We start from the raw sequence: 20225 nt of genomic DNA, 5'->3' as shown, positions 1-20225 counted from the left end.
GTAAATGTTTGGCGGTGTCCTGCTCTCCCACACCCTCTCGAGTGCAGTACCATCGGCGCTGGAAGCCGTAACGACCGGGTTCGGAATGGGACCGGGTGTGTCACTTCCGCTCTCACCACCAAACAAACCCTTGAGGGCAACTTGTTCGGCGATCAAGCCATGAACCCTTGTGTGAGGGTTCGGCGATCGAGCCAACAGTGTTGTCTCAGAATCGCATAGTGTGCGTGAATGTCGTTTCCATCTGCAACCAAATGTTATGTTAAGTTCTCGGCGGTTAGTACCCGTCCACTCCACGCCTTGCGACGCTTCCATGTCGAGCCTATCAACCCCGTCATCTACAGGGCGCCTCACCAGGACTAGCCTGACAGAGATCTCATCTCGAAGCACGCTTCCCGCTTAGATGCTTTCAGCGGTTATCGCTCCCGAACGTAGCCAACCAGCCATGCCCCTGGCGGGACAACTGGCACACCAGCGGTTCGTCCATCCCGGTCCTCTCGTACTAGGGACAGCCCTTCATCAAATCTCTTACGCGCGCGGCGGATAGGGACCGAACTGTCTCACGACGTTCTAAACCCAGCTCGCGTGCCGCTTTAATGGGCGAACAGCCCAACCCTTGGGACCAACTCCAGCCCCAGGATGCGACGAGCCGACATCGAGGTGCCAAACCATCCCGTCGATATGGACTCTTGGGGAAGATCAGCCTGTTATCCCCGGGGTACCTTTTATCCGTTGAGCGACACCACATCCGTACGTCGGTGCCGGATCACTAGCCCCTGCTTTCGCACCTGCTCGACCCGTCGGTCTCACAGTCAAGCACCCTTCTACGCTTACACTCACCGACCGGTTTCCAACCGGCCCGAGGGTACCATTGGGCGCCTCCGTTACCATTTAGGAGGCAACCGCCCCAGTTAAACTACCCACCAGGCACTGTCCCCCGACCCGATCAGGGCCGCGGGTGAGACACACCACCAGATCAGAGCGGTATTTCACCAACACCTCCACCACGACTAGCGTCGCAGCTTCCCAGGCTCCCGCCTATCCTACACAAACCAAGCAATGCATCAATACCAAGCTATAGTAAAGGTCCCGGGGTCTTTCCGTCCTGCCGCGCGAAACGAGCATCTTTACTCGTACTGCAATTTCGCCGAGCATGTGGTTGAGACAGCGGGGAAGTCGTTACGCCATTCGTGCAGGTCGGAACTTACCCGACAAGGAATTTCGCTACCTTAGGATGGTTATAGTTACCACCGCCGTTTACTGGCGCTTCAATTCACCACTGCAGGCCAAAGGCCTTGATGGATCCTCTTAACGTTCCAGCACCGGGCAGGCGTCAGTCCATATACCTCACCTCACGGCTTCGCATGGACCTGTGTTTTTAGTAAACAGTCGCTTCCCCCTGGCCTCTGCAACCCCCTCCAGCTTCCGCACGCATGTGCCACCAGAAAGGGCCCTCCTTCTCCCGAAGTTACGGAGGCAATTTGCCGAGTTCCTTAACCACACATCACTCGAACGCCTCAGTATACTCTACCTGACCACCAGTGTCGGTTTAGGGTACTGGCCGACTACCACTCGCTAGAAGCTTTTCTCGACAGCACGGGATCACCGAATTCACTCAAAAGAGCTATGCTTCAGCGCTCACCCTCCAGGCCGAACCTGGGCACTCCCGGATTTACCTAGGAATGCGGGCTACCACCTTACCCCGCCTAATCCACCAGACGGTACAGCTACCCCACTGCGTCACTCCATCACTACGCTACACACGGAAAGGACCCCAACCACTCACTGACAAGCAGCCACCCGAAGGCGACCACTCGCCGGCTTGCAGCCGGTTAGCACAACCGCTATCACTCATACGCGGTACTCGGGTACCGGAATATCAACCGGTTATCCATCGACTACGCCTCTCGGCCTCGCCTTAGGCCCAGACTAACCCAGGGCGGAACAGCCGTCCCCTGGAACCCTTAGTCAATCGGCGCACAGGATTCTCACCTGTGTTTCGCTACTCATGCCTGCATTCTCACTCGTACAAAGTCCACCCCATGGGTTACCCCGGAGCTTCACCCCATGTACGACGCTCCCCTACCCAACCCCGCCAGACGCATCTGACAGGCATTGCTACGGCTTCGGCGGTGCACTTCAGCCCCGCTACATTATCGGCGCAAAACCACTCGACCAGTGAGCTATTACGCACTCTTTCAAGGGTGGCTGCTTCTAAGCCAACCTCCTGGCTGTCAACGCGACCCCACATCCTTTTCCACTCAGTGCACCCTTAGGGGCCTTAGCCGGTAATCTGGGCTGTTTCCCTCTCGACGACGGATCTTCTCACCCGCCGACTCACTGCCGCACTCAACACCATGGCATTCGAAGTTTAGCTGAGCTCAGTAACCGACACGGCCCATCACCCAACCAGCGCCCTACCACCACGGAGCAACATGCGACGCTGCACCTAAATGCATTTCGGGGAGAACCAGCTATCACGGAGTTTGATTGGCCTTTCACCCCTACCCACACCTCATCCCCCCAGTTTGCAACCTAGGTGGGTTCGGGCCTCCACGACCTCTTACAGCCGCTTCACCCTGGACATGGGTAGATCACCCCGCTTCGGGTCTACAACACACCACTCAACGCCCTATTCAGACTCGCTTTCGCTCCGGCTCCACCACACGGCTTAACCTCGCGGCATACCATAACTCGCAGGCTCATTCTTCAAAAGGCACGCCATCACCCGCCTACAGCACCCCGAAAGGAACTGCCGGGCTCTGACGGTTTACAGGCACATGGTTTCAGGCACTATTTCACTCCCCTCCCGGGGTACTTTTCACCATTCCCTCACGGTACTCTCCACTATCGGTCACCGGACCTCTTTAGGCTTAGCAGACGGTCCTGCCAGATTCACACGAGCCTCCACGAAACCCGCGCTACTCGGGTGCGCTCCCCGACCACCGCTGTCATCCTTCACCTACGGGACTCTCACCCTCTACGGTCGGCTTTCCCACACCGTTCGACTAGACAACAACGCGTGACCCTGATTTCGGCAGAAACCAACGGAAACGTCCCACAACCCCTGACCCGCAACGCCTGCCGGCTATCACACGAACCAGGTTTAGCCTCCTCCGCTTTCGCTCGCCGCTACTCACGGAATCACTCTTGTTTTCTCCACAGCAGGTACTGAGATGTTTCACTTCCCCGCCACACCACCAACCAGCCTATACATTCAGCCAGCGGCAACCAGTCATCAAACTGGCTGGGTTACCCCATTCGGAAACCCTGGGATCACAGTCCAGTTGGCAACTCCCCCAGGCATATCGCAGCCTCACACGTCCTTCATCGGTCATCCGGCACCAAGGCATCCACCATGCGCCCTACACAACTTAACCAACACGGTCAAATCAGATAGAAACAAAGACACTCACGCACACTATACAAATCTCAAACAACACATTGACCACACCCGACACGCACATCTTCATCGCCACAAGGGCCGTCAAGATGCCTCCGCATGTCCGCGGCATGACCAGGCTCAGAGACGTGTTGTCTCAGAACCCCAACAGGGTGCGAGACCCGCCAGGCACGCCACCCGCACCCCCCAAAAAGGGAACACAGGCGACCTGACCAACAGGTCTCAAGGATGGATTCACGAGCTGAGCTCGTGCAACGTGCAGTCGACACACCATTTAAAACATTTAGTCCATACACACCCGAGCGATAACCACCAAAGCAAAGTTGCTTCAGCGGGCCCGGATGGTTGACGCCCCCCGCAGGGGGGTCGGGACTCCTTAGAAAGGAGGTGATCCAGCCGCACCTTCCGGTACGGCTACCTTGTTACGACTTCGTCCTAATCGCCAGCCCCACCTTCGACCACTCCCTCCGGTAAACCGGTTAGGCCGCAGGCTTCGGGTGTTGCCAACTTTCATGACGTGACGGGCGGTGTGTACAAGGCCCGGGAACGCATTCACCGCAGCGTTGCTGATCTGCGATTACTAGCGACTCCACCTTCATCGAGTCGAGTTGCAGACTCGAATCCGAACCAAGACCGGCTTTACAGGGATTCGCTCCACCTCACGGTATCGCAACCCGCTGTACCGGCCAATGTAGCATGCGTGAAGCCCTAGACATAAGGGGCATGATGACTTGACCTCATCCCCACCTTCCTCCGAGTTAACCCCGGCAGTCTCCCGTGAGTCCCCAACTGAATGCTGGCAACACGGGATAAGGGTTGCGCTCGTTGCGGGACTTAACCCAACATCTCACGACACGAGCTGACGACAGCCATGCACCACCTGTCACCCAGTCCGAAGAGGCCTCTATCTCTAGAGGTTTCCGGGTGATGTCAAACCTAGGTAAGGTTCTTCGCGTTGCATCGAATTAATCCGCATGCTCCGCCGCTTGTGCGGGCCCCCGTCAATTCCTTTGAGTTTTAGCCTTGCGGCCGTACTCCCCAGGCGGGGCGCTTAATGCGTTAGCTACGGCACAGAATCAACCAACGTGACCCCACACCTAGCGCCCACCGTTTACAGCATGGACTACCAGGGTATCTAATCCTGTTCGCTCCCCACGCTTTCGCTCCTCAGCGTCAGAACAATCCCAGAGATCCGCCTTCGCCACCGGTGTTCCTCCACATATCTGCGCATTTCACCGCTACACGTAGAATTCCGATCTCCCCTAATTGCCTCAAGTCGACCCGTATCCACCGCAAAACCCCGGTTAAGCCGAGGCCTTTCACGGCGGACGCAATCAACCGCCTACGAGCCCTTTACGCCCAATAAATCCGGACAACGCTCGCGCCCTACGTCTTACCGCGGCTGCTGGCACGTAGTTAGCCGGCGCTTATTCAACCACTACCGTCAACCCCGCGAATACGGAGCCTTCGTGGTGGATAAAAGAGGTTTACAACCCGAAAGCCGTCATCCCTCACGCGGCGTCGCTGCATCAGGCTTGCGCCCATTGTGCAAAATTCCCCACTGCTGCCTCCCGTAGGAGTCTGGGCCGTATCTCAGTCCCAATGTGACCGACCGCCCTCTCAGGCCGGCTACCCGTCAAAGCCTTGGTGCGCCACTACCGCACCAACAAGCTGATAGGCCGCGGGTCCCTCCCCAACCGCAAAAACTTTCCACCACCAACCATGCGGAAGGTGGTCGTATCCGGTATTAGCCGCCGTTTCCAACGGTTATCCCAGAGATGGGGGCAGGTTACCCACGTGTTACTCACCCGTTCGCCACTCGAGTACCCGCAAGCGGGCCTTTCCGTTCGACTTGCATGTGTGAAGCACGCCGCCAGCGTTCGTCCTGAGCCAGGATCAAACTCTCCAACAAAAACCTGTTGCGCACCACCCTCTCGCGAGAATGGCGACTTGGTAGGTGTCGAAGCATCTCCTGACCGATTTTCAACGGGACACCAAGCAAGTGTCCCAAGGAAAAGACAGTCAAAAACAGTACCAACCAGAAACCACTGAAACCTAGTCCAGCCGATCCCCAGTCAGCCCGCACGCTGACCATCCAAACACCCTGTTGAGTTCTCAAACAACACGCCAACCCAGAACGATCCTCATAAGGATTCGGCCTCAGCCGGAGCAACCTCTCAACTCTAGCAGTCTCGATTCATTGTGCAACCTTCAGGCTAGTTAACCTGTGTCACACTCGATCGAGCCTCTATTGAGTCTCAAAGATTCCCGAGATTCAGCTTCCGGACCGCGCCTAAACTCTGTGAGTTTGTCGCTGGTCTCCGGCGGCTTCCGGACCAGGTCGTTTCGGCCTTGTTCCGTTCCCCCTCGGGCTAGGACAACATTACACGCCCTTTTGAGGGCACGAAACAGGGGGTCCCCTTTTCGCTCGCGATGGCGTTGATCTGCGGCAATGCTGCTGCGACGCAATCGGATCGCCTTTTGGCGGTCGATGCGGGCGCGGCGGCGGGGCCGGCTCTTCTCGCTTCATCGCGGGGTCCCTGGTTCGAACCTAGGGGAAGGGTCCGACATTCCGGGGTCGTCGCGGTGAACAGGTCGTTGCGATCGGTGGCCGTGACCGCGCCGGCGCTGATGCCGTGGGGCCGTACTGGAGGCGGGTACGCAAAAGGGCCGGGCCCGTCTTTCGACGGGCCCGGCCCTTGTTCATGCTTTCGAGCGTTGCCGCTCCGGTCTTACGCCGCGACCTCGGTGGAGGCGGGGACGATGTTGACCAGCTTGCGGCCGCGCTTGGAGGAGAAGAGGACCTCTCCCTCGGCCAGAGCGAACAGCGTGTCGTCGCCGCCGCGGCCGACGAGGTCGCCCGGGTGGTACTTGGTGCCGCGCTGACGGATGAGGATCTCGCCCGCGCTCACGTGCTGACCGCCGAAGCGCTTGACGCCAAGTCGCTTGGAGTTGGAGTCGCGCCCGTTGCGGGAGCTGGATGCGCCCTTCTTGTGTGCCATCTGTCCAACCCCTTACTTGGTGATGCCGGTGACCCGGACGAGGGTCAGCGGCTGGCGGTGACCCTGCCGCTTGTGGTAGCCGGTCTTGTTCTTGTACTTGTGGATCTTGATCTTCGGGCCCTTGGTGTGCTCGAGAAGTTCACCGCTCACCGTGACGCCAGAGGCGTCGGTGACCACAGTGCCTTCGTCGACGAGCAACACCGCAGGCAGCGTAAGCGTGTCGCCGGGCGCGCCCTGAAGCTTCTCGACTTCGAGGACGTCTCCTTCGGCGACCTTGTACTGCTTTCCGCCAGTCTTGACGATTGCGTACATGTCGACGCGGTCTCCTTGGGTCCTCCCCGGTGCGGGGAAATGAGTTCCCCGCAGGGGAACGGTGTTTGTCAATTTCGCGGTGCCAGGCACCTGCCGGTCTTCGGTTTCGCGAACGTCACCTGGGCCGGCCCGCCGATCGAGCTCCGCGTTCATCCCCGTAGGTGCGGGGAGGAAAAGCTGAGGGCTCTATAGGCCGCTCACTAGGGTACGTCATGTACCCGCTGGTTCCGGCATCGGGATCAGCTCAGCGCCGCGAACGTCACAGTCCGCGGCGCCGGGCCGACCTAGTGCTCGGGTGCCGCCGATCCGGCTCCGTCGCCGGGTTCGGTGTCGGCTTCCGCTGCCTCGGTGGACGAGTCGGCGGCGGTCTGCTCCTCGGCCAGGACCGCGTCGGCGTCCGCGGGGACGGCCTCCTCGGTCGCGGCGGCGAGGTCCACGGGCTCGGTCTCGACGACCGTGGCCGCGTCCACCGGCTCGTCGGTCGTCTCGTCGACGATCGCGACGTCGTCGTAATCGTCGTGGTCGTCATGCTCGTGGTCGTGCTCGGGCAGCGCGGCCGCGATCTTCGCGGTCTCCGCCGCTGCGGACTTCACGTGCGGCTCGGCCTGCTCTTGCTCCTGCTGGCCCTGCTGGCGGCCGGACTTGTTGCGGTCCCGCTTCTTCTTGCCGCCGCCCTGGCCCTGCTGCTGCTGGTGTTGGGGCTGGTTCGCGTTGGCGTTGCCGCCTCCGCCGCCGTTGCCCTTCTTGCGGGTGTTGCCGAGGATCTCGTCAGCGTGGACGATGACCCCGCGGCCCTTGCAGTGCTCGCACGGCTCGGAGAAGGCCTCGATGAGGCCCTGGCCGACGCGCTTGCGGGTCATCTGGACCAGGCCCAGCGAGGTGACCTCGGTGACCTGGTGCTTGGTCCGGTCGCGGCCCAGGCATTCGGTCAGGCGGCGCAGCACCAGGTCGCGGTTCGACTCGAGCACCATGTCGATGAAGTCGATCACGATGATGCCGCCGATGTCGCGCAGGCGCAGCTGCCGGACGATCTCCTCGGCCGCCTCCAGGTTGTTCCTGGTGACGGTCTCCTCGAGGTTGCCGCCCTCACCGGTGAAGCGGCCGGTGTTGACGTCGATCACGGTCATCGCCTCGGTGCGGTCGATGACGAGCGAGCCGCCGGAAGGCAGGTAGACCTTGCGGTCCAGGGCCTTGAGCAGCTGCTCGTCGACGCGCATCTCGGCGAAGACGTCCTTCTGGCCGGTGTGGCGCTTGAGCCGCGGGAGCAGCTCGGGCGAGACCGACTCGAGGTACTTGTGGATCTCGTCGTACGCCTCTTCGCCTTCGACCACGATCTCCTTGAAGTCCTCGTTGAAGACGTCGCGGACCACCCGGATCAAGACGTCGGGCTCGGAGTGCAGCACGCTCGGCGCGTTGCCCTTCTTCGTCTTGGCCTGGATCTCCTCCCACTCCATCTGGAGGCGGGAGATGTCGCGGGCCAGCTCTTCGGGACCGGCGCCTTCGGCGGCGGTGCGGACGATCACGCCCGCGCCCTCGGGCACGAGCTTCTTGAGCGCCGCGCGCAGGCGGGTGCGCTCGCGGTCCGGGAGCTTGCGGGAGATCCCGGAGGCGTTGCCGCCCGGGACGTAGACCAGGTGGCGGCCCGACAGGGCGACGTGGCTGGTCAGGCGGGCGCCCTTGTGGCCGACCGGGTCCTTGGTGACCTGGACGAGCACGGCGTCGCCGGGGCGCAGGGCCTGCTCGATGGAGCGGGCCTTGCCGGCGAGGCCGGTGGCGTCCCAGTTCACTTCACCGGCGTAGAGCACGGCGTTGCGGCCGCGGCCGATGTCGACGAAGGCGGCCTCCATGCTCGGGAGCACGTTCTGGACCTTGCCGAGGTAGACGTTCCCGACCAGGCCCTGGGTGCCGGACTTCGACACGTAGTGCTCGGCGAGGATGCCGTCCTCGAGGACGGCGGCCTGGGAGCGGCCGTTGCGCACGCGCACGACCATCTGGCGCTCGACGGCTTCGCGGCGGGCGAGGAACTCGGCCTCGCTCACGACGTTGACGCGGCCCCGGCCGGACTTGCGGCCGTCGCGGCGGCGCTGGCGCTTCGCCTCGAGGCGGGTGGAGCCGGAGACGCCGCGCACCTCCTCGTTGGAGGAGAGGGGGCGGCGCTGCGGGTTGCGGACCTTGACGACGACTTCGGCGTCGTCGTCGGAGTCGTCCGGACGCGAGCGGTCGGAGTCCTCCGAGCCCGCGCGGCGGCGGCGCCGGCGACGGCGACGGGTGACCTCGGGGCCGTCGGCCTCGGAGTCCTCGTCCTCTTCGTCGTCGGACTCGCGGTCCTCGTCGTCGTTCTCTTCGTCGTCGTCCAGGGCGCCGTCGACGCCCTTGCCGCGGCCGCGGCCGCGGCGGCCCCGGCGACCGCGGCGGCGACGCCCGGCCTCGGAGTCGTCATCGTCGTCGAAGTCGTCATCGTCGTACTCGTCGACGGCGGGCGCCTCGGACTTCGGCTCGGGCTTGTCGGAGGACCGCTCGGTCCGCTCGGGGCCCTTGTCGGCGGTCTTCTCTGCAGCCCGGTTCTCGGAGCGGTTGCGGGTGCGCTTGCGCGTCGCCTGCTGCTCCTGGGGCTGGGCCTTCTTGGCCTGCGTCTTCTTCGCCTGGCCGCGGCGCGGCTCGGGCTCTTCCTCACGCGGTTCGCGCTTGGCGGGTTCGGCCTTGGGTTCGGCAGCCTTGGGCTGGACCTTCGGCGGGGGGGCGAACATCGGCGCGGCGGTCGCTGCGGCGGCGCGGGGGCGCTCGGTCCGCGGCGGGTCCGCCGGAGGCTCGTCGTTCTTGGGTTTCTGAGGAGCCATGAAGGTCACCGCGACTACGGGAACCTGTTCGCGCGGCTCATTCTCGCGCATATGAATAAATCTCCATTCCAGCCGCCGCCCGGGCGCGTGATGCGATCTGCATCCGCTGCCGCACGGGCGCGGCATCAGCAGTGCGGTCCTCCCGGCGTGGCGAGGCCGGCATCCGGCTCGCTTCGCCCAAGAGGCTGGCGAGCCATACTCCGGCGCTCAAATCATGCCGTTCGGGCCGCACTGAAAGCCTCAACTCGCGCTGGGAATTCAACCTCTGCCCCAGCCGAGTGGTCAAGTCCGTCGCCGTCGTGAGGGACGCGGACAGGACATCTCCAGGTCGCACCATACGTAGCTGTGTGCGGTACGACAAGGTCGAGTATCGCACACTCTGCGCCATTCACCGAGCCGGACGACGGACCGGTGCCGCCGCTCTCAGTCTCCGGCCACGTCACAGGCCCGGAATTAATGAGCGCCGTCACGAATGGGTGAGAAAACACGACTCCTCGTGGTTGGCACGGTTCGAGCGTGGCCCGTGTCCCATGTACTCGATAAGCTGTGGGCTGGCGCGTACGGCAGCGAGCCTCCGAACCGAGCTCACGTGCGCCCCGCAAGCTTCGGCACTGAAGGATGACGACCATCGCACTCCAGGTGATCGACTCGGACAAGTCCGAGGAGCCCCGGGCGGACGGCAAACCCTCCACCTACCAGGGGCGGCATCGCGGTGCCGACCTCTTCCGCCAGCTCACGAGCGTGGGCTGGGTGCTCGCCGTGGTCGCACTGCTGCTCGCGGGCGGAGCCACCGTCCTGTACTGGTCCTCCGGCGGCGGCGAGGAAGCGCCCGCGGTGGATGCGGGGAAGATCGGCGACCTGTGCGCGCTCTCGGTGAACGCCGAGCTGCTGGCGCCGTGGGCCGACACCGAGCAGGCCCGCAACCCCGAGGAGGACTCGAAGGAAGCGGTGCGGACGTTCAAGTGCACCTATTCGGCGGAGTACGCCGGCGACGAGGCGTACCGGCTGGTGACGCTCTTCTCAACGGTGCAGGTCTACGAGGACGCGGCCAAGGCGCGGGCCGCGCACGCCGGAGTGCTCGAGTTCGAGGCCTCCGAGGGCTTCACCACCGAGGACGTGAGCGGGATCGGGGAGCAGGCGGCGGCCGTGACCGTGGCCGAGGGAGAAGAGACCCAGGTCAGGCTCCACAGCCAGGTCGCGAACGTGACGTTGAGCATCAACCTGTTCTTCACGGGCGTGCCGCCCGAGGGCGGTGACGTGCGCCAGCTGACCGAGGATCTCGGCGTGAGCCTCGTCGACGCGCTCCCCCGAGTGGCGAATTAGGCGGCCCCCCTTAAGCTGGCGGTGACTACCGCGGCGTCAAGTCGACACGCCGGGAATCATTCGCGGAGGATCATCGTGAGCGCCACACCACCCTATGGCCCGGCATACGACGAGCAGCCCGAGGACGGGCAGCGGCCGGGTTCGGGCCAGTGGCGGCCCCGGGCGGGCAGACCGCGCGGAGCGCAGGGCGAGCCGGGCCGCAACCCCAGCGGGCAGATGCCCCAGGCGGGCGGACCCCAGGGCGGCCCGCAGACCAGTGGACCCCAGGCGGGCGGACCCCAGGGCGGTCAGCGCCCGATGCCGCAGGCGGGTCGGCCTTCGCAGGCCCCCCGCGGCGGTGCCCCGCGCGCGGGCGGGCCTTCGGCGGGCCGCGGTCCGCAGCCCGGTCAGGGCCGGCCCGGTCCCTCGGGCCAGGGCCAGTCGCCGCAGCACTTCTCCCCCCAGTCCGGCGGCTACGAGTCGCGCCGTCCGCAGGGTGGGCCGGTGACGGGTTCGACGCCGCGCACCGCTCCGGGTTCCGAGCCGCGTCCGGACCAGTGGGGTGCGGGTTCGCCGCCGAGGCGCGAGGCCGGGTCGCCGCCACGTCGTGACGCGGGTGCTCCGTCTCGCGGCGCGGGCGAGCAGCAGCAGTTCAAGGGGCAGAGCCAAGGGCAGGGTCAGGGGCAGGGTGCCGAGCCGATCGCTCGGAAGGACCAGCCGTTCGAGGAGACCGCGTTCGCGGACGAGGCCCGCGGCGAGTGGAGCGGCGGGAACGAGACGACGACGATCGGCCGGCTCGGGTACATGCCGAAGGAGCCGCGGCGCCGCTCGGACTTCCAGAAGGTGCGGAGCCGGGCGCGCAAGTCGAGCCCGCTCCCGAAGATCATCATCGGTGTCGTCGCGCTGGCCCTGGTCGGCGGCGGCGTGTACTGGTTCATGAACCGGGACGGCGGTGCTGAGAGCACGACGGGCACGGAGACGAACCTGACGTACGAGGGCAGCGACGAGCCATGCTCGCTGGTCGACACCGCACCGCTGGCGTCGATCGTGGACGGTGCCGAGCCGGAGGCGGTCGGCGACGCCGAGCAGAAGAGCCGCGGCTGGGTGCAGTCCTGCTCGATGACGTACGGCGAGGCCCAGGGCGCGACCGCACTGCTCGAGGTCGAGAGCACGGTCTTCGACACGGACGCGAAGGCGAGCGTCAACTTCGAGCTCGGCACGAGCGACATCGGCGAGCTGGGCGAGGCCTGGACGCTAGTGGAGCCGGCGCCGGAGATCGGCGACCAGTCGGCGGCGATCGCGCGCGTCCCCGAGGGCGAGACCTCGAACTTCCACCTCCATGTGCAGGACGACAACGCCTACGTGGTGGTGCGGCTCTCGGTGTCGAAGGACGCCGCGCTGGACCAGCAGGGCCTGACCGACATGGCGCTGGCGGTCGCGAACGGCTACCTGGAGAACTGGCGCGAAGCGTAAGGACAAGCGAAGAGGGTGCCCCCGGGCGCCACGCTAACCCACAGCCCCCCGGGGGCGGGGCCTGATGGCCCCGCCCCTCTTGCTATGCCGTGATCAGTACGTTCGCATCGGCGCGCCGAACATCTGCGCTTCGATCGAGGTCGGGGAGCACCACAGGTAGCGCTCCTTCTGGCCCTTGCGCAGCATCGCGATCATGTCGTCGTGCAGCATCTGGAGCCATTGCAGCACTTCCTGGTTGACGCGGATCGCCGAGCGCGCGATCTGGGCCTCTTCGGCGGTGAGCCGCTGCAGGACGGTCATGTGGGCCTCGCCCGTGAGCTCGTCCGCGTAGTTGGTGAGGCGCGGCAGGACGGTCAGCTGGGTGCGCCAGGGGCCGAGGACCGGCTTGGTCTGGGAGCCGCGCTCGCCGACGTCGTAGACGTACAGCGCCGGGGAGTGCTGGCTGGCCTCGACGGTGACGGGCTGGTCGCCGTGCAGGACGGCGAGGCGGTCGTTGCGGCCGGTCGCGGTCTCCCCCAGGCCGTTCCACTCCTGCGGACGGGTCGTGCAGACCGCGACGCGGGTGCCGATCGCCAAGGCGCGGAAGACGAGCAGGCGGGCGAGGTACACGCCGCCGATGAGGTTGATGCGCGTCTCCTCCGGGCGGAAGAACGGCGCGACGACGGGCACCTGCTCGGCGTCGCGGCCGATCACGAGACCGGAGGGCGGGCTCGCGGAAGTCATGAGCTCCAGCGCCCGCGCGGTCGGGATCTGCGGCGCGGCCTTGACGGCCTCGACGGGCCGGCCCGCGTCACTGGCGGTCTCGACGGCGCGGTCGGTGACCGGGAGGCCGTACACGGTGCCCTCGGTGGGCCCGGCCGAGACCGAGCCGACGCCGAACAGGCCCGCCGAGGTCGGCAGGGAGCTGATCGGGCCGCCGGTGATCGGGGCCGCGCCGGAGTACGGCATGCCCGAGTACGGCTGGGCCGAGGCGGGCTGCGCGGAGAACGGGTGGCCCGAGACGGGCTGGCCGGACACCGGCTGCGCCGAGACCGGCGAGATCGAGGGGGCGCTGACGGGCGCCGCGGAGACGGGCGCGACCGACGGCTGCGACTGCTGATAAGGCGGTTGCGACTGCTGCGGCCTGGGCGGCTGCACCACGGGCGGTTGCGGCACCTGCTGCTGTTGCGGCGGAGGCGGCGTGGCTCGGGCGGGCGTCGGCGGCTGGGCCGGCGGACGCTGCGGCTGCTGGTACTGCGGCGAAGCCGGTTGCGGCGCTTGGCCTTGCGGCGACGGCGGGCGCATCTCAGGCGGCCGCGGCGTCTGCTGCTGCGGCGGCACGGGCTGCGCCGGCGGACGCGGAGGCTGCGCACCGCCGCGGACGGTGGGCGGCTGCGGCGGCGAGGTCGGGCGGCTCTGCGGCGCGGCGGGCGGCTGGCCCTGGCGCGCACCGTAGACGGGACCCGGAGCGGGCGCCTGGGCCGGCTGGCTCCCGGTCTGGCCCGGCTGCGGCTGACCGCCGTAGACGGCGGGCTGCGGCGGCTGCGCGCCGCCGCGGGCGTTCGGCGGCGAAGCGGGTGTGCCCGCGGTGCCGACGCGGCCGATCTTCGCGGTGCCCGAGGACTCGTCGTCCACGGCGCGGCGCTGGCCGCCCTGCTGCTCCTCGTCCTCTTCGGAGCGGTTGGTGCGGTGGGCGCCGCTCTGGTACGTGCCGCCCTGGTAGGTGCCGCCGCCGTAGACGTTGCCGTTGCCGTTGTTGCGGTCGCTCATCGGGGGCCTCCTCCGGTGGGGGCGGATGCGTAGGCGGCGGGGCCGTGCTCGCCGTCGAGGCGCTGCAGGCGGACGCCGAGCTGGTCGGCGACGTTCAGCAGCTGGTTCTGGGCCGACTCCCAGGAGGCCTGGTCGAGGGCGAGGCGCACGATCCCGTCGACGGCGAGCTGGCGTCCGGTGACACGGCCGTCGGGGTTGACCTTGCCGTTCGTGCCCGCGGTGACCACGGTCGAGACGGTGACGAACGCGGCGGGCACGCCCGAGAGCGCGTCGCCGGTGCGGTGCAGGGACGCGGCGTCGGTGGGCCACTTGGTGATCCGGTACGCGACGTGGCGCAGGCCGTCCGCGTACCAGTGGCTCCACTCCTCGGCGGTGCGCTCGCCCGGGACGGGCGCGAACGCGACGCCGAGCGACTGCGAGACCGCCTCGCGGACGCCTTCGGCGTCGAGGATGCGGTTGGGCACGCCGACGTTGCCCAGGAGCTTGCTGACGCGCTGCGAGGTGCTGGCCAGCGCCTTGTAGACGCCGTCGACCTCGCCGCCGCGTTCAGCGGTGGCCTCGCGGGCGTCGCGGGCGCCGAGGCGCACGGCGAGCCAGGCCTTGTGGTGGACCACGGCGGGGTAGTCGCCGAGGAGCTCGCGGTAGGAGCGGGAGGCGGGGCTGTTGTCGTAGGCGCTCAGGCCGACCGGGGTGGTGTGGCCGATGAGCTGGACGGCGGTGACGGGGACGGAGGTCTCGTCGAAGAGCCGCTCGAGGCGTTCGAGCGGGACTGCCTTGGTGCCCTCGTCGGTGGTGCCGATCTCGATGACGGAGAACCAGCCGCCGTTGTCGTGGCCGATGCCGACGTTCTCGTCGCGGTCCTCGATGCCGGTGATGCCGAGGTCGGGGGCGATGCGGTGGAGGACCTCGGTGAGCTGCTCGGGGTCGAGGGCGCGGATGCGGCGCTTCATGCGCGATTTGAGCGGCCAGGTCTGGTACCACCAGTAGTCGCCCTTGCGCCAGAACACGATGACGAGCACGATCAGGGCTACGCCGCCGCCTGCGGCGCCGGGGATCATGCCGAACGCGAGGCAGGCCAGCGCGAGGACGAGCGCCAGCTCGATGGTGATGAGCTGCGCGACCGTGAGCGGGCCGAGCCGGCCGGTGGAGCGGGTCGTGAACACGACCGACTCGCCGGGGGCCGGGCCGGTGCCCTGCTGGGCTTGCACGGACGCGGTGCCGCGAGCTTGCTGTTGGGCCTGCAGCATCGTCATGGGCGACGTCTCCAAGATGAAGGTGAGTGGTCGTATCCATCGTATGCGGACGAGTCCACCTCTTGGTCCCCCGCCCTTCCGGTGTTTCGCGCCGATACGGGTGCACCTGCCCGCTGGTATTGCGGCGTTAGACTGACCGGGTGCGATTCCTCCCGCGTATACCTCTCTATTCCGCTGCTGTCGCCGTCGCGACGGCCGGAACGGTCCTGCTGACGACCACCCCCGCTTTGGCGCAGGCTGAGTGGAACTTGGAGATGGCTCCCGAAGACGAGCGTGGTGACTGCATTCCCGTTGCCGCTGAGGGCGAATCGCTCCATCAGTGGCCCTGGGCGCGGACCTTCATCGGGCTCGATCAGGCCCAGCAGTACAACCGTGGCACGTTCGAGGAGGGCAGCAAGGCGGGGCAGCCCGTCACGATCGCCGTCATCGACTCCGGTGTCGACGCCCGGCGTGCGGACGTGTTCGGTTCGCGGCTGCTGCCGGGCTACGACTGGTGGGATGCGAACGCCAAGGGGCAGTGCGATTCCGCCGAGGACGGCCACGGCACCGGGGTGGCGGCGATCGCGGCCGGGAGCCGCCTGGGGAGCAATGACGACTTCGTGGGCGTCGCGCCCGAGGCGAACATCCTGCCCATCAGGTTGTTCGCAGGGGGCGACGGCGGGGACATCGAGAAGAGCCAGGTGGTCGCCAAGGGGATCCGGGACGCGGTGGACAATGGGGCCGACGTCATCAACGTCTCGTCGGTGATGGTGGCGACCCAGGAGCTGGCCGACGCGGTCACGTACGCCACCGGGAAGAACGTGGTCATCGTGGCCGCGAGCGGCAACGACACCAGGCACATGGACCGGGAAGACTACAAGGAAGACGAGAAGACGTTCTATCCGGCCAATTACCCGGAGGTCATCGCCGTAGGGGCGCATAACCAGATCGGGAACTGGTACGAGAAGAGCAACTTCGGCAACAACCTCGACCTGCTCGCGCCCGGCGAGGGCCTCCCGTACCCGTACGCGGGCGGCGAATACAGGACCGGCAACGGCACCAGCTTCGCCGCACCGTTCGTGGCCGGGGCGGCGGCGCTGCTCAAGGGCGAGTACGGCTCCGAGGCGACACCCGCGTGGATCCAGGAGCGCTTGCAGCAGACCGCGATCCACCCGCCGAACGAGTTCAACATGTACCAGGGGCACGGCATCCTCAACGTGGCCGCGGCGCTGACCGCGCCGGTCGACGAAGCGGCGGTCACCTCCGACACGGTCTCCGAGGCCCCGACGGAGGACGCGAGCCCGACGCCGATCGCCGAGGACGACCGCGAGTCCATCGCCTGGCTCGACCCGGACTACGACCCGCTCCGTACCGAGAAGACGATCGCCTGGGCGAGTGTGGGCGCCGCGATCGTGCTCGTCTCGCTGGTGCTCGTGCTGCGGAAGATCATTCCCAAGGGCCGCAAGCGCGGCTGGCGGCCTGGTACCAGGAAGGCCGATCTGGTCCCGGTGAAGACCGCGGCCGACTGACACAAAGCTGAGGGAAGGGGCGGGACCGCTTGGTCTCGCCCTTTCGTCGTTGGCGGCGCCGCGGCCGGGTGTGCGGAGCAGGGCTCTGCGGTGCATGCCGCGTGCGGGCGGGGTGTTGCCGCCGACGCGTCGTCTCTCGAGCCGTCGCCGGGGCACCGAGTCCGGGGCATGAAGAAACCCGGGCCGTCCTGTGGACTACCCGGGTTTCCTGTCGTCTTCGAGCTCGGGGAGACTGCTACCCGCCGAAACGAGAGGCGTTGGCGGCCTCCGTCTCCTGGTAGCGGTTCTTCGCGTTGTCGACCGCGCGGCCGACGGCTTCGAGGATGTCGTTGATCTTCTCGAAGGACGAGTCCCACTGGGCCTTGGCCTCTTCGTAGGCGGCCTGGTCGCCACCGGCCCAGTCGAGGGCTTCGAGCTGCGTGCGGAGGTCGGCGAGCGTGCTGGTCATTTCACCAGACTGCGACGCGATCTCAGCAGTTGCCGCTTCGAGCTCCTCGTAGCTCATAGCAATACGAGAACCCATGGTTCACCTCTTTCCTTTAAGTTTCGGGGGAAGTTTTAGAGCTCGCCGTCGAAGGCGGCGAACTCGGAGTTCGACTCCGCGTCCATTTCCGCCTGCGCGGCGGACGAGGCGTCGAGGCTGTCAGCGATGTCCTGGAGCGCGTCGAGGAGCTTCGCAGCCTCGGTGTCCCACGCCTGCATGACGTTGGCGAACGCTGCCGCACCCTGGCCGGACCAGGAAGAGGCGAGCTCGTCGCACAACGCCTTCAGTCGGTCGAGGTTCGCGTCGACCGAGAGCTTCGCGTTGACGGTGTCAGTCGCGGCTTGGGCGACTGTTTCTGTGTCCATTGCGACATTGCCCATATTTCACCTCCAGGTGAATAACCGGGGACTGAGGCGCTAGGAACCTAGGCCTGCAGGGGTATCCCAGTGAGTTTTGATCGATTCCGCAGTCACCATAACCCGTCCGTGCAAACTCACCGGGTTGGCGGTGCGCCTCTGAGTTTACAAGCATCGGGCGCCGCCGTGTATCCCCACTTTGTGCCAGCTCCGCAGGCGGTCTTCCCCCGATCGGGTGAGCCGTTGGGTCGTGTCGTTCGGTTGTGACGCAAGGGGTGCGCAAAACCGGTCTTACCAGGTCGAACGGCCCTTCGCGGGGTCGCCGGCCGGATGTCGCCGAAGGCAGGGAACGGGACGGCTGGCGGCTTGTGTCCCGAACTCCCGCTTTCGTGCCATGCGGCACGACCTGATCAGCCCTGGTGGCCGCCGCTCGGTATGCTGGACTCAGCACAATCGAGCGACCGTGCCCGCAGCGTCACGCCGAACGGCTCGGGTCGACATCCCCCCTGTAACCCGATCATTGCACCGAGGTGATGACGTTGTCGGACGCCAGCTACACAGCCAGCTACAGCGCGAGCGAAGGCCTCTACTCGGTCACGAACACCGAGACCGGCCAGACGACCCAGATGACCGAGGAGTCCTTCGACGAGTTCATCACGAAGATGGACACGACGATCCAGGACCTCGGGCTGTTCCGCAACCGCGTCCTCGGCGGCACCGTAGTCACCATCCGCGAGAGCTGGAACCAGGACTACCTCAGCATGGGCGCCATGCAGGAGGTCGACGCGCAGAACCTCAAGCTCGGCGGCTTCGACGACGCGCTCGAGCTGCAGGAGGCGTACCGGACCGTGTTCTACCCTTCCCGCGCAGAGCAGCTCGACCGTGTCGTGCACGGTCTCGACACTGGTCGCGTGGTCAGCGAGGACATCAAGAACAGCTACCTCGAGAACGACGGCAACGTCTCCGCCGACGTGGTCAACATCCAGAGCGAGTTCGACACCAGCGGCGGCAGCATCACGGCCGGCGACGTGGACGAGGCCCGTTCTGAGAACCAGCGCGGCGGCGACATGCCGGCCGCCGGTGACGAGTCCGGCACCGGTGCGGACACCGGCTCCGAAGAGCAGCCTCGAGTGCTCTAGCCCTCGTTGACCGCTGAAGACCTGACCCCCTAGGAAGGAGTCGAAGATGGCCGCCAAAGGCAAAGGTGTCGACTACTACAAGAGCACCTACACCCACCAGCAGCTCTGGGACATGCTCCACGAAGGCGACGACTACACCGTCGAGCAAGCGGGCTACATCTGGGTCTCTGCCGCCAGCGGCATGAAGGCCGCCCGCGAGGAGATGTCCACGCACGTCGAATCGCTGCGCTTGCAGTGGACGGGCCCCGCCTCGGACGAGTTCCATGGCCGGATGAACCTCGTCAAGCAGTACAGCGTCGAGTCCGAAGAGGGCATGAAGCTCGCTGGCGAGACGAAGATCCCCAACCTTGCCAGTGCTCTCAAGACCGCCCAGGTGAACTCTGCATCGCTGGACCCCGCGTTCATCGATGAATACGAGGACTGGGTCGAAAGCAAGAAGCAAGTTGACCCTGCGAGCGCCGAGGCTCAGTCGAAGAAGACGCTGTGGCAGCAGGAGTACCAGAACGATCTAAACGCAAAGCACACCGAGATGGCTCAGATCGTGGCGGATCTCGGCGACGTATACGCCGCGGCGGCGGCGGAGGACTTCGGCGAGCTCCCTCCGCCTCCCCCGAGCGACATGCCCGGCAGCAACACCTACACGAAGCCGACCGGTGGCGTGTTCTCCGAGACGGCCCTGAACCCGTCGAACTCCCTCGGCAGCGCTCCGGCCGACCAGTCCGCCGACCTCGACGGCGACGGCTTCGCCGATGCGCCCGGCGACTTCGACCCGGTCACGGGCGACCTCGACCCGGTTGACGGCGAATGGAACCCCGGTTCCTACGACGACGTCGACTCGGATGTCACCGGTGGTCTGGCGGGCAGCACCCTCATGCCAGCCGGTGGCGGCGGCGGAGGTTTCACGGCCGGCGGTGGCGGCGGCGGTTTGGGCGGCTCCCCGCTCGCGGGTGGCACGGGACTGTTCGGGCCTTCCCAGAGCAGTGGCTCGGGCGCCAACCGCGGTGCCGGCTCCAGCCCGGCGCGTTCCGGCGCGAACGGCACCAAGCCGGGGTCGAGCCCCGCTCGCTCCGGTGCCAACAGCAGCAGCCGTGGAGGCAACACCGGGAACCGCCTCTCCTCTTCCAGCCGCAACACGATCGGTCGTGGCGGCAGCGGCGGCGGCAACAACCCTCGTGGGGGCACCCGATCCGGGTACAACGACGATGACGACGAAGAGACGTACACCCGCGAGACCTGGCTGCGGGAGGACGATGTCGACTGGAGCCAGAACAACGTTCGTCGCGAGGAACTCGACGACGATGACGATGACTGACAGGTCGTAGACAACGAGTGAGGGGGGCGGCCCGGGCCGCCCCCCGCACGCCGCCCGCGCAGGGCGGGGCGAGCCGAGGGGGCCCCCCGTGCGGGGGG

The 20225-nt window shown here is 66.2% G+C and carries 12 protein-coding genes and 3 rRNA genes; 5 read left to right on the top strand and 10 right to left on the bottom strand.

What is annotated here, in order from left to right; translation table 11 throughout:
* Positions 1 to 6: 6 nt before the first annotated feature.
* From rrf to O2L52_RS14400, 6 genes are all read right to left on the bottom strand, one after another.
* Positions 7 to 123: ribosomal RNA gene (gene rrf / locus O2L52_RS14425) — 5S ribosomal RNA — on the bottom strand.
* A 132-nt stretch (positions 124 to 255) separates the two neighbouring features.
* Positions 256 to 3377: ribosomal RNA gene (locus tag O2L52_RS14420) — 23S ribosomal RNA — on the bottom strand.
* 403 nt (positions 3378 to 3780) lie between these two features.
* Positions 3781 to 5312: ribosomal RNA gene (locus O2L52_RS14415) — 16S ribosomal RNA — on the bottom strand.
* Together the 16S, 23S and 5S rRNA genes form the textbook arrangement of a ribosomal RNA operon.
* 820 nt (positions 5313 to 6132) lie before the next feature.
* On the bottom strand, positions 6133 to 6402 hold the full coding sequence (gene rpmA / locus O2L52_RS14410) for a 50S ribosomal protein L27 (RefSeq protein WP_205324360.1): 270 nt from the start codon (positions 6400 to 6402) through the stop codon (positions 6133 to 6135).
* A 12-nt stretch (positions 6403 to 6414) separates the two neighbouring features.
* Positions 6415 to 6714: a 50S ribosomal protein L21 gene (rplU, locus tag O2L52_RS14405; RefSeq protein WP_205324359.1), complete on the bottom strand. Its 300-nt coding sequence runs from the start codon at positions 6712 to 6714 to the stop codon at positions 6415 to 6417.
* A 284-nt stretch (positions 6715 to 6998) separates the two neighbouring features.
* The gene (locus tag O2L52_RS14400; RefSeq protein ID WP_444979546.1) at positions 6999 to 9602 is read right to left on the bottom strand and encodes an Rne/Rng family ribonuclease; all 2604 of its coding nucleotides are present in this window, start codon (positions 9600 to 9602) and stop codon (positions 6999 to 7001) included.
* A gap of 567 nt (positions 9603 to 10169) precedes the next feature.
* Here O2L52_RS14400 and O2L52_RS14395 point away from each other — a divergent pair.
* Positions 10170 to 10874 carry a hypothetical protein gene (locus O2L52_RS14395; RefSeq protein WP_270116317.1) on the top strand — a complete coding sequence of 235 codons (705 nt, stop codon included), beginning with the start codon at positions 10170 to 10172 and terminating at the stop codon, positions 10872 to 10874.
* A 483-nt stretch (positions 10875 to 11357) separates the two neighbouring features.
* A complete protein-coding gene (locus O2L52_RS14390; protein ID WP_270116315.1) occupies positions 11358 to 12326 on the top strand; it encodes a flagellar basal body-associated FliL family protein in 969 nt (322 codons plus the stop codon).
* Between the two features lie 93 nt (positions 12327 to 12419).
* Here the strand turns inward: O2L52_RS14390 and O2L52_RS14385 are convergent, their stop codons facing one another.
* Together O2L52_RS14385 and eccE are read right to left on the bottom strand one after the other, a co-directional pair.
* Positions 12420 to 14075, bottom strand: coding sequence for a hypothetical protein (locus O2L52_RS14385; RefSeq protein WP_270116313.1), 1656 nt, complete (start codon positions 14073 to 14075; stop codon positions 12420 to 12422).
* Complete coding sequence (gene eccE, locus O2L52_RS14380; RefSeq protein WP_270116312.1) at positions 14072 to 15328, bottom strand: type VII secretion protein EccE; 1257 nt, start codon at positions 15326 to 15328, stop codon at positions 14072 to 14074. Before eccE ends, O2L52_RS14385 begins: the two co-directional genes overlap by 4 nt.
* Positions 15329 to 15582: 254 nt before the next feature.
* Here eccE and O2L52_RS14375 point away from each other — a divergent pair, with 254 nt between their 5' ends.
* Positions 15583 to 16836 (top strand): S8 family peptidase, encoded by a 1254-nt coding sequence (locus O2L52_RS14375; protein WP_270116311.1) that lies wholly within the window; start codon positions 15583 to 15585, stop codon positions 16834 to 16836.
* Between the two features lie 235 nt (positions 16837 to 17071).
* Here O2L52_RS14375 and O2L52_RS14370 read toward each other — a convergent pair whose 3' ends face one another.
* Both O2L52_RS14370 and O2L52_RS14365 read right to left on the bottom strand, forming a co-directional pair.
* Entirely contained in the window at positions 17072 to 17341 is a 270-nt protein-coding gene (locus tag O2L52_RS14370) for a WXG100 family type VII secretion target (RefSeq protein ID WP_270116310.1), read from the bottom strand.
* 53 nt (positions 17342 to 17394) lie between these two features.
* Entirely contained in the window at positions 17395 to 17685 is a 291-nt protein-coding gene (locus O2L52_RS14365; protein WP_270116308.1) for a WXG100 family type VII secretion target, read from the bottom strand.
* Between the two features lie 530 nt (positions 17686 to 18215).
* On the opposite strand from O2L52_RS14365, the gene O2L52_RS14360 reads away from it, so the two are divergent.
* Together O2L52_RS14360 and O2L52_RS14355 are read left to right on the top strand one after the other, a co-directional pair.
* Positions 18216 to 18815, top strand: coding sequence for a hypothetical protein (locus tag O2L52_RS14360; protein WP_270116307.1), 600 nt, complete (start codon positions 18216 to 18218; stop codon positions 18813 to 18815).
* Positions 18816 to 18861: 46 nt separating this feature from the next.
* Positions 18862 to 20127: a hypothetical protein gene (locus O2L52_RS14355; protein ID WP_270116306.1), complete on the top strand. Its 1266-nt coding sequence runs from the start codon at positions 18862 to 18864 to the stop codon at positions 20125 to 20127.
* Positions 20128 to 20225 lie beyond the last annotated feature (98 nt).

The organism is Glycomyces algeriensis, assembly GCF_027622855.1.
Lineage (GTDB): Bacteria > Actinomycetota > Actinomycetes > Mycobacteriales > Micromonosporaceae > Glycomyces > Glycomyces algeriensis.
This window is presented reverse-complemented; position numbering and strand designations above follow the sequence as displayed.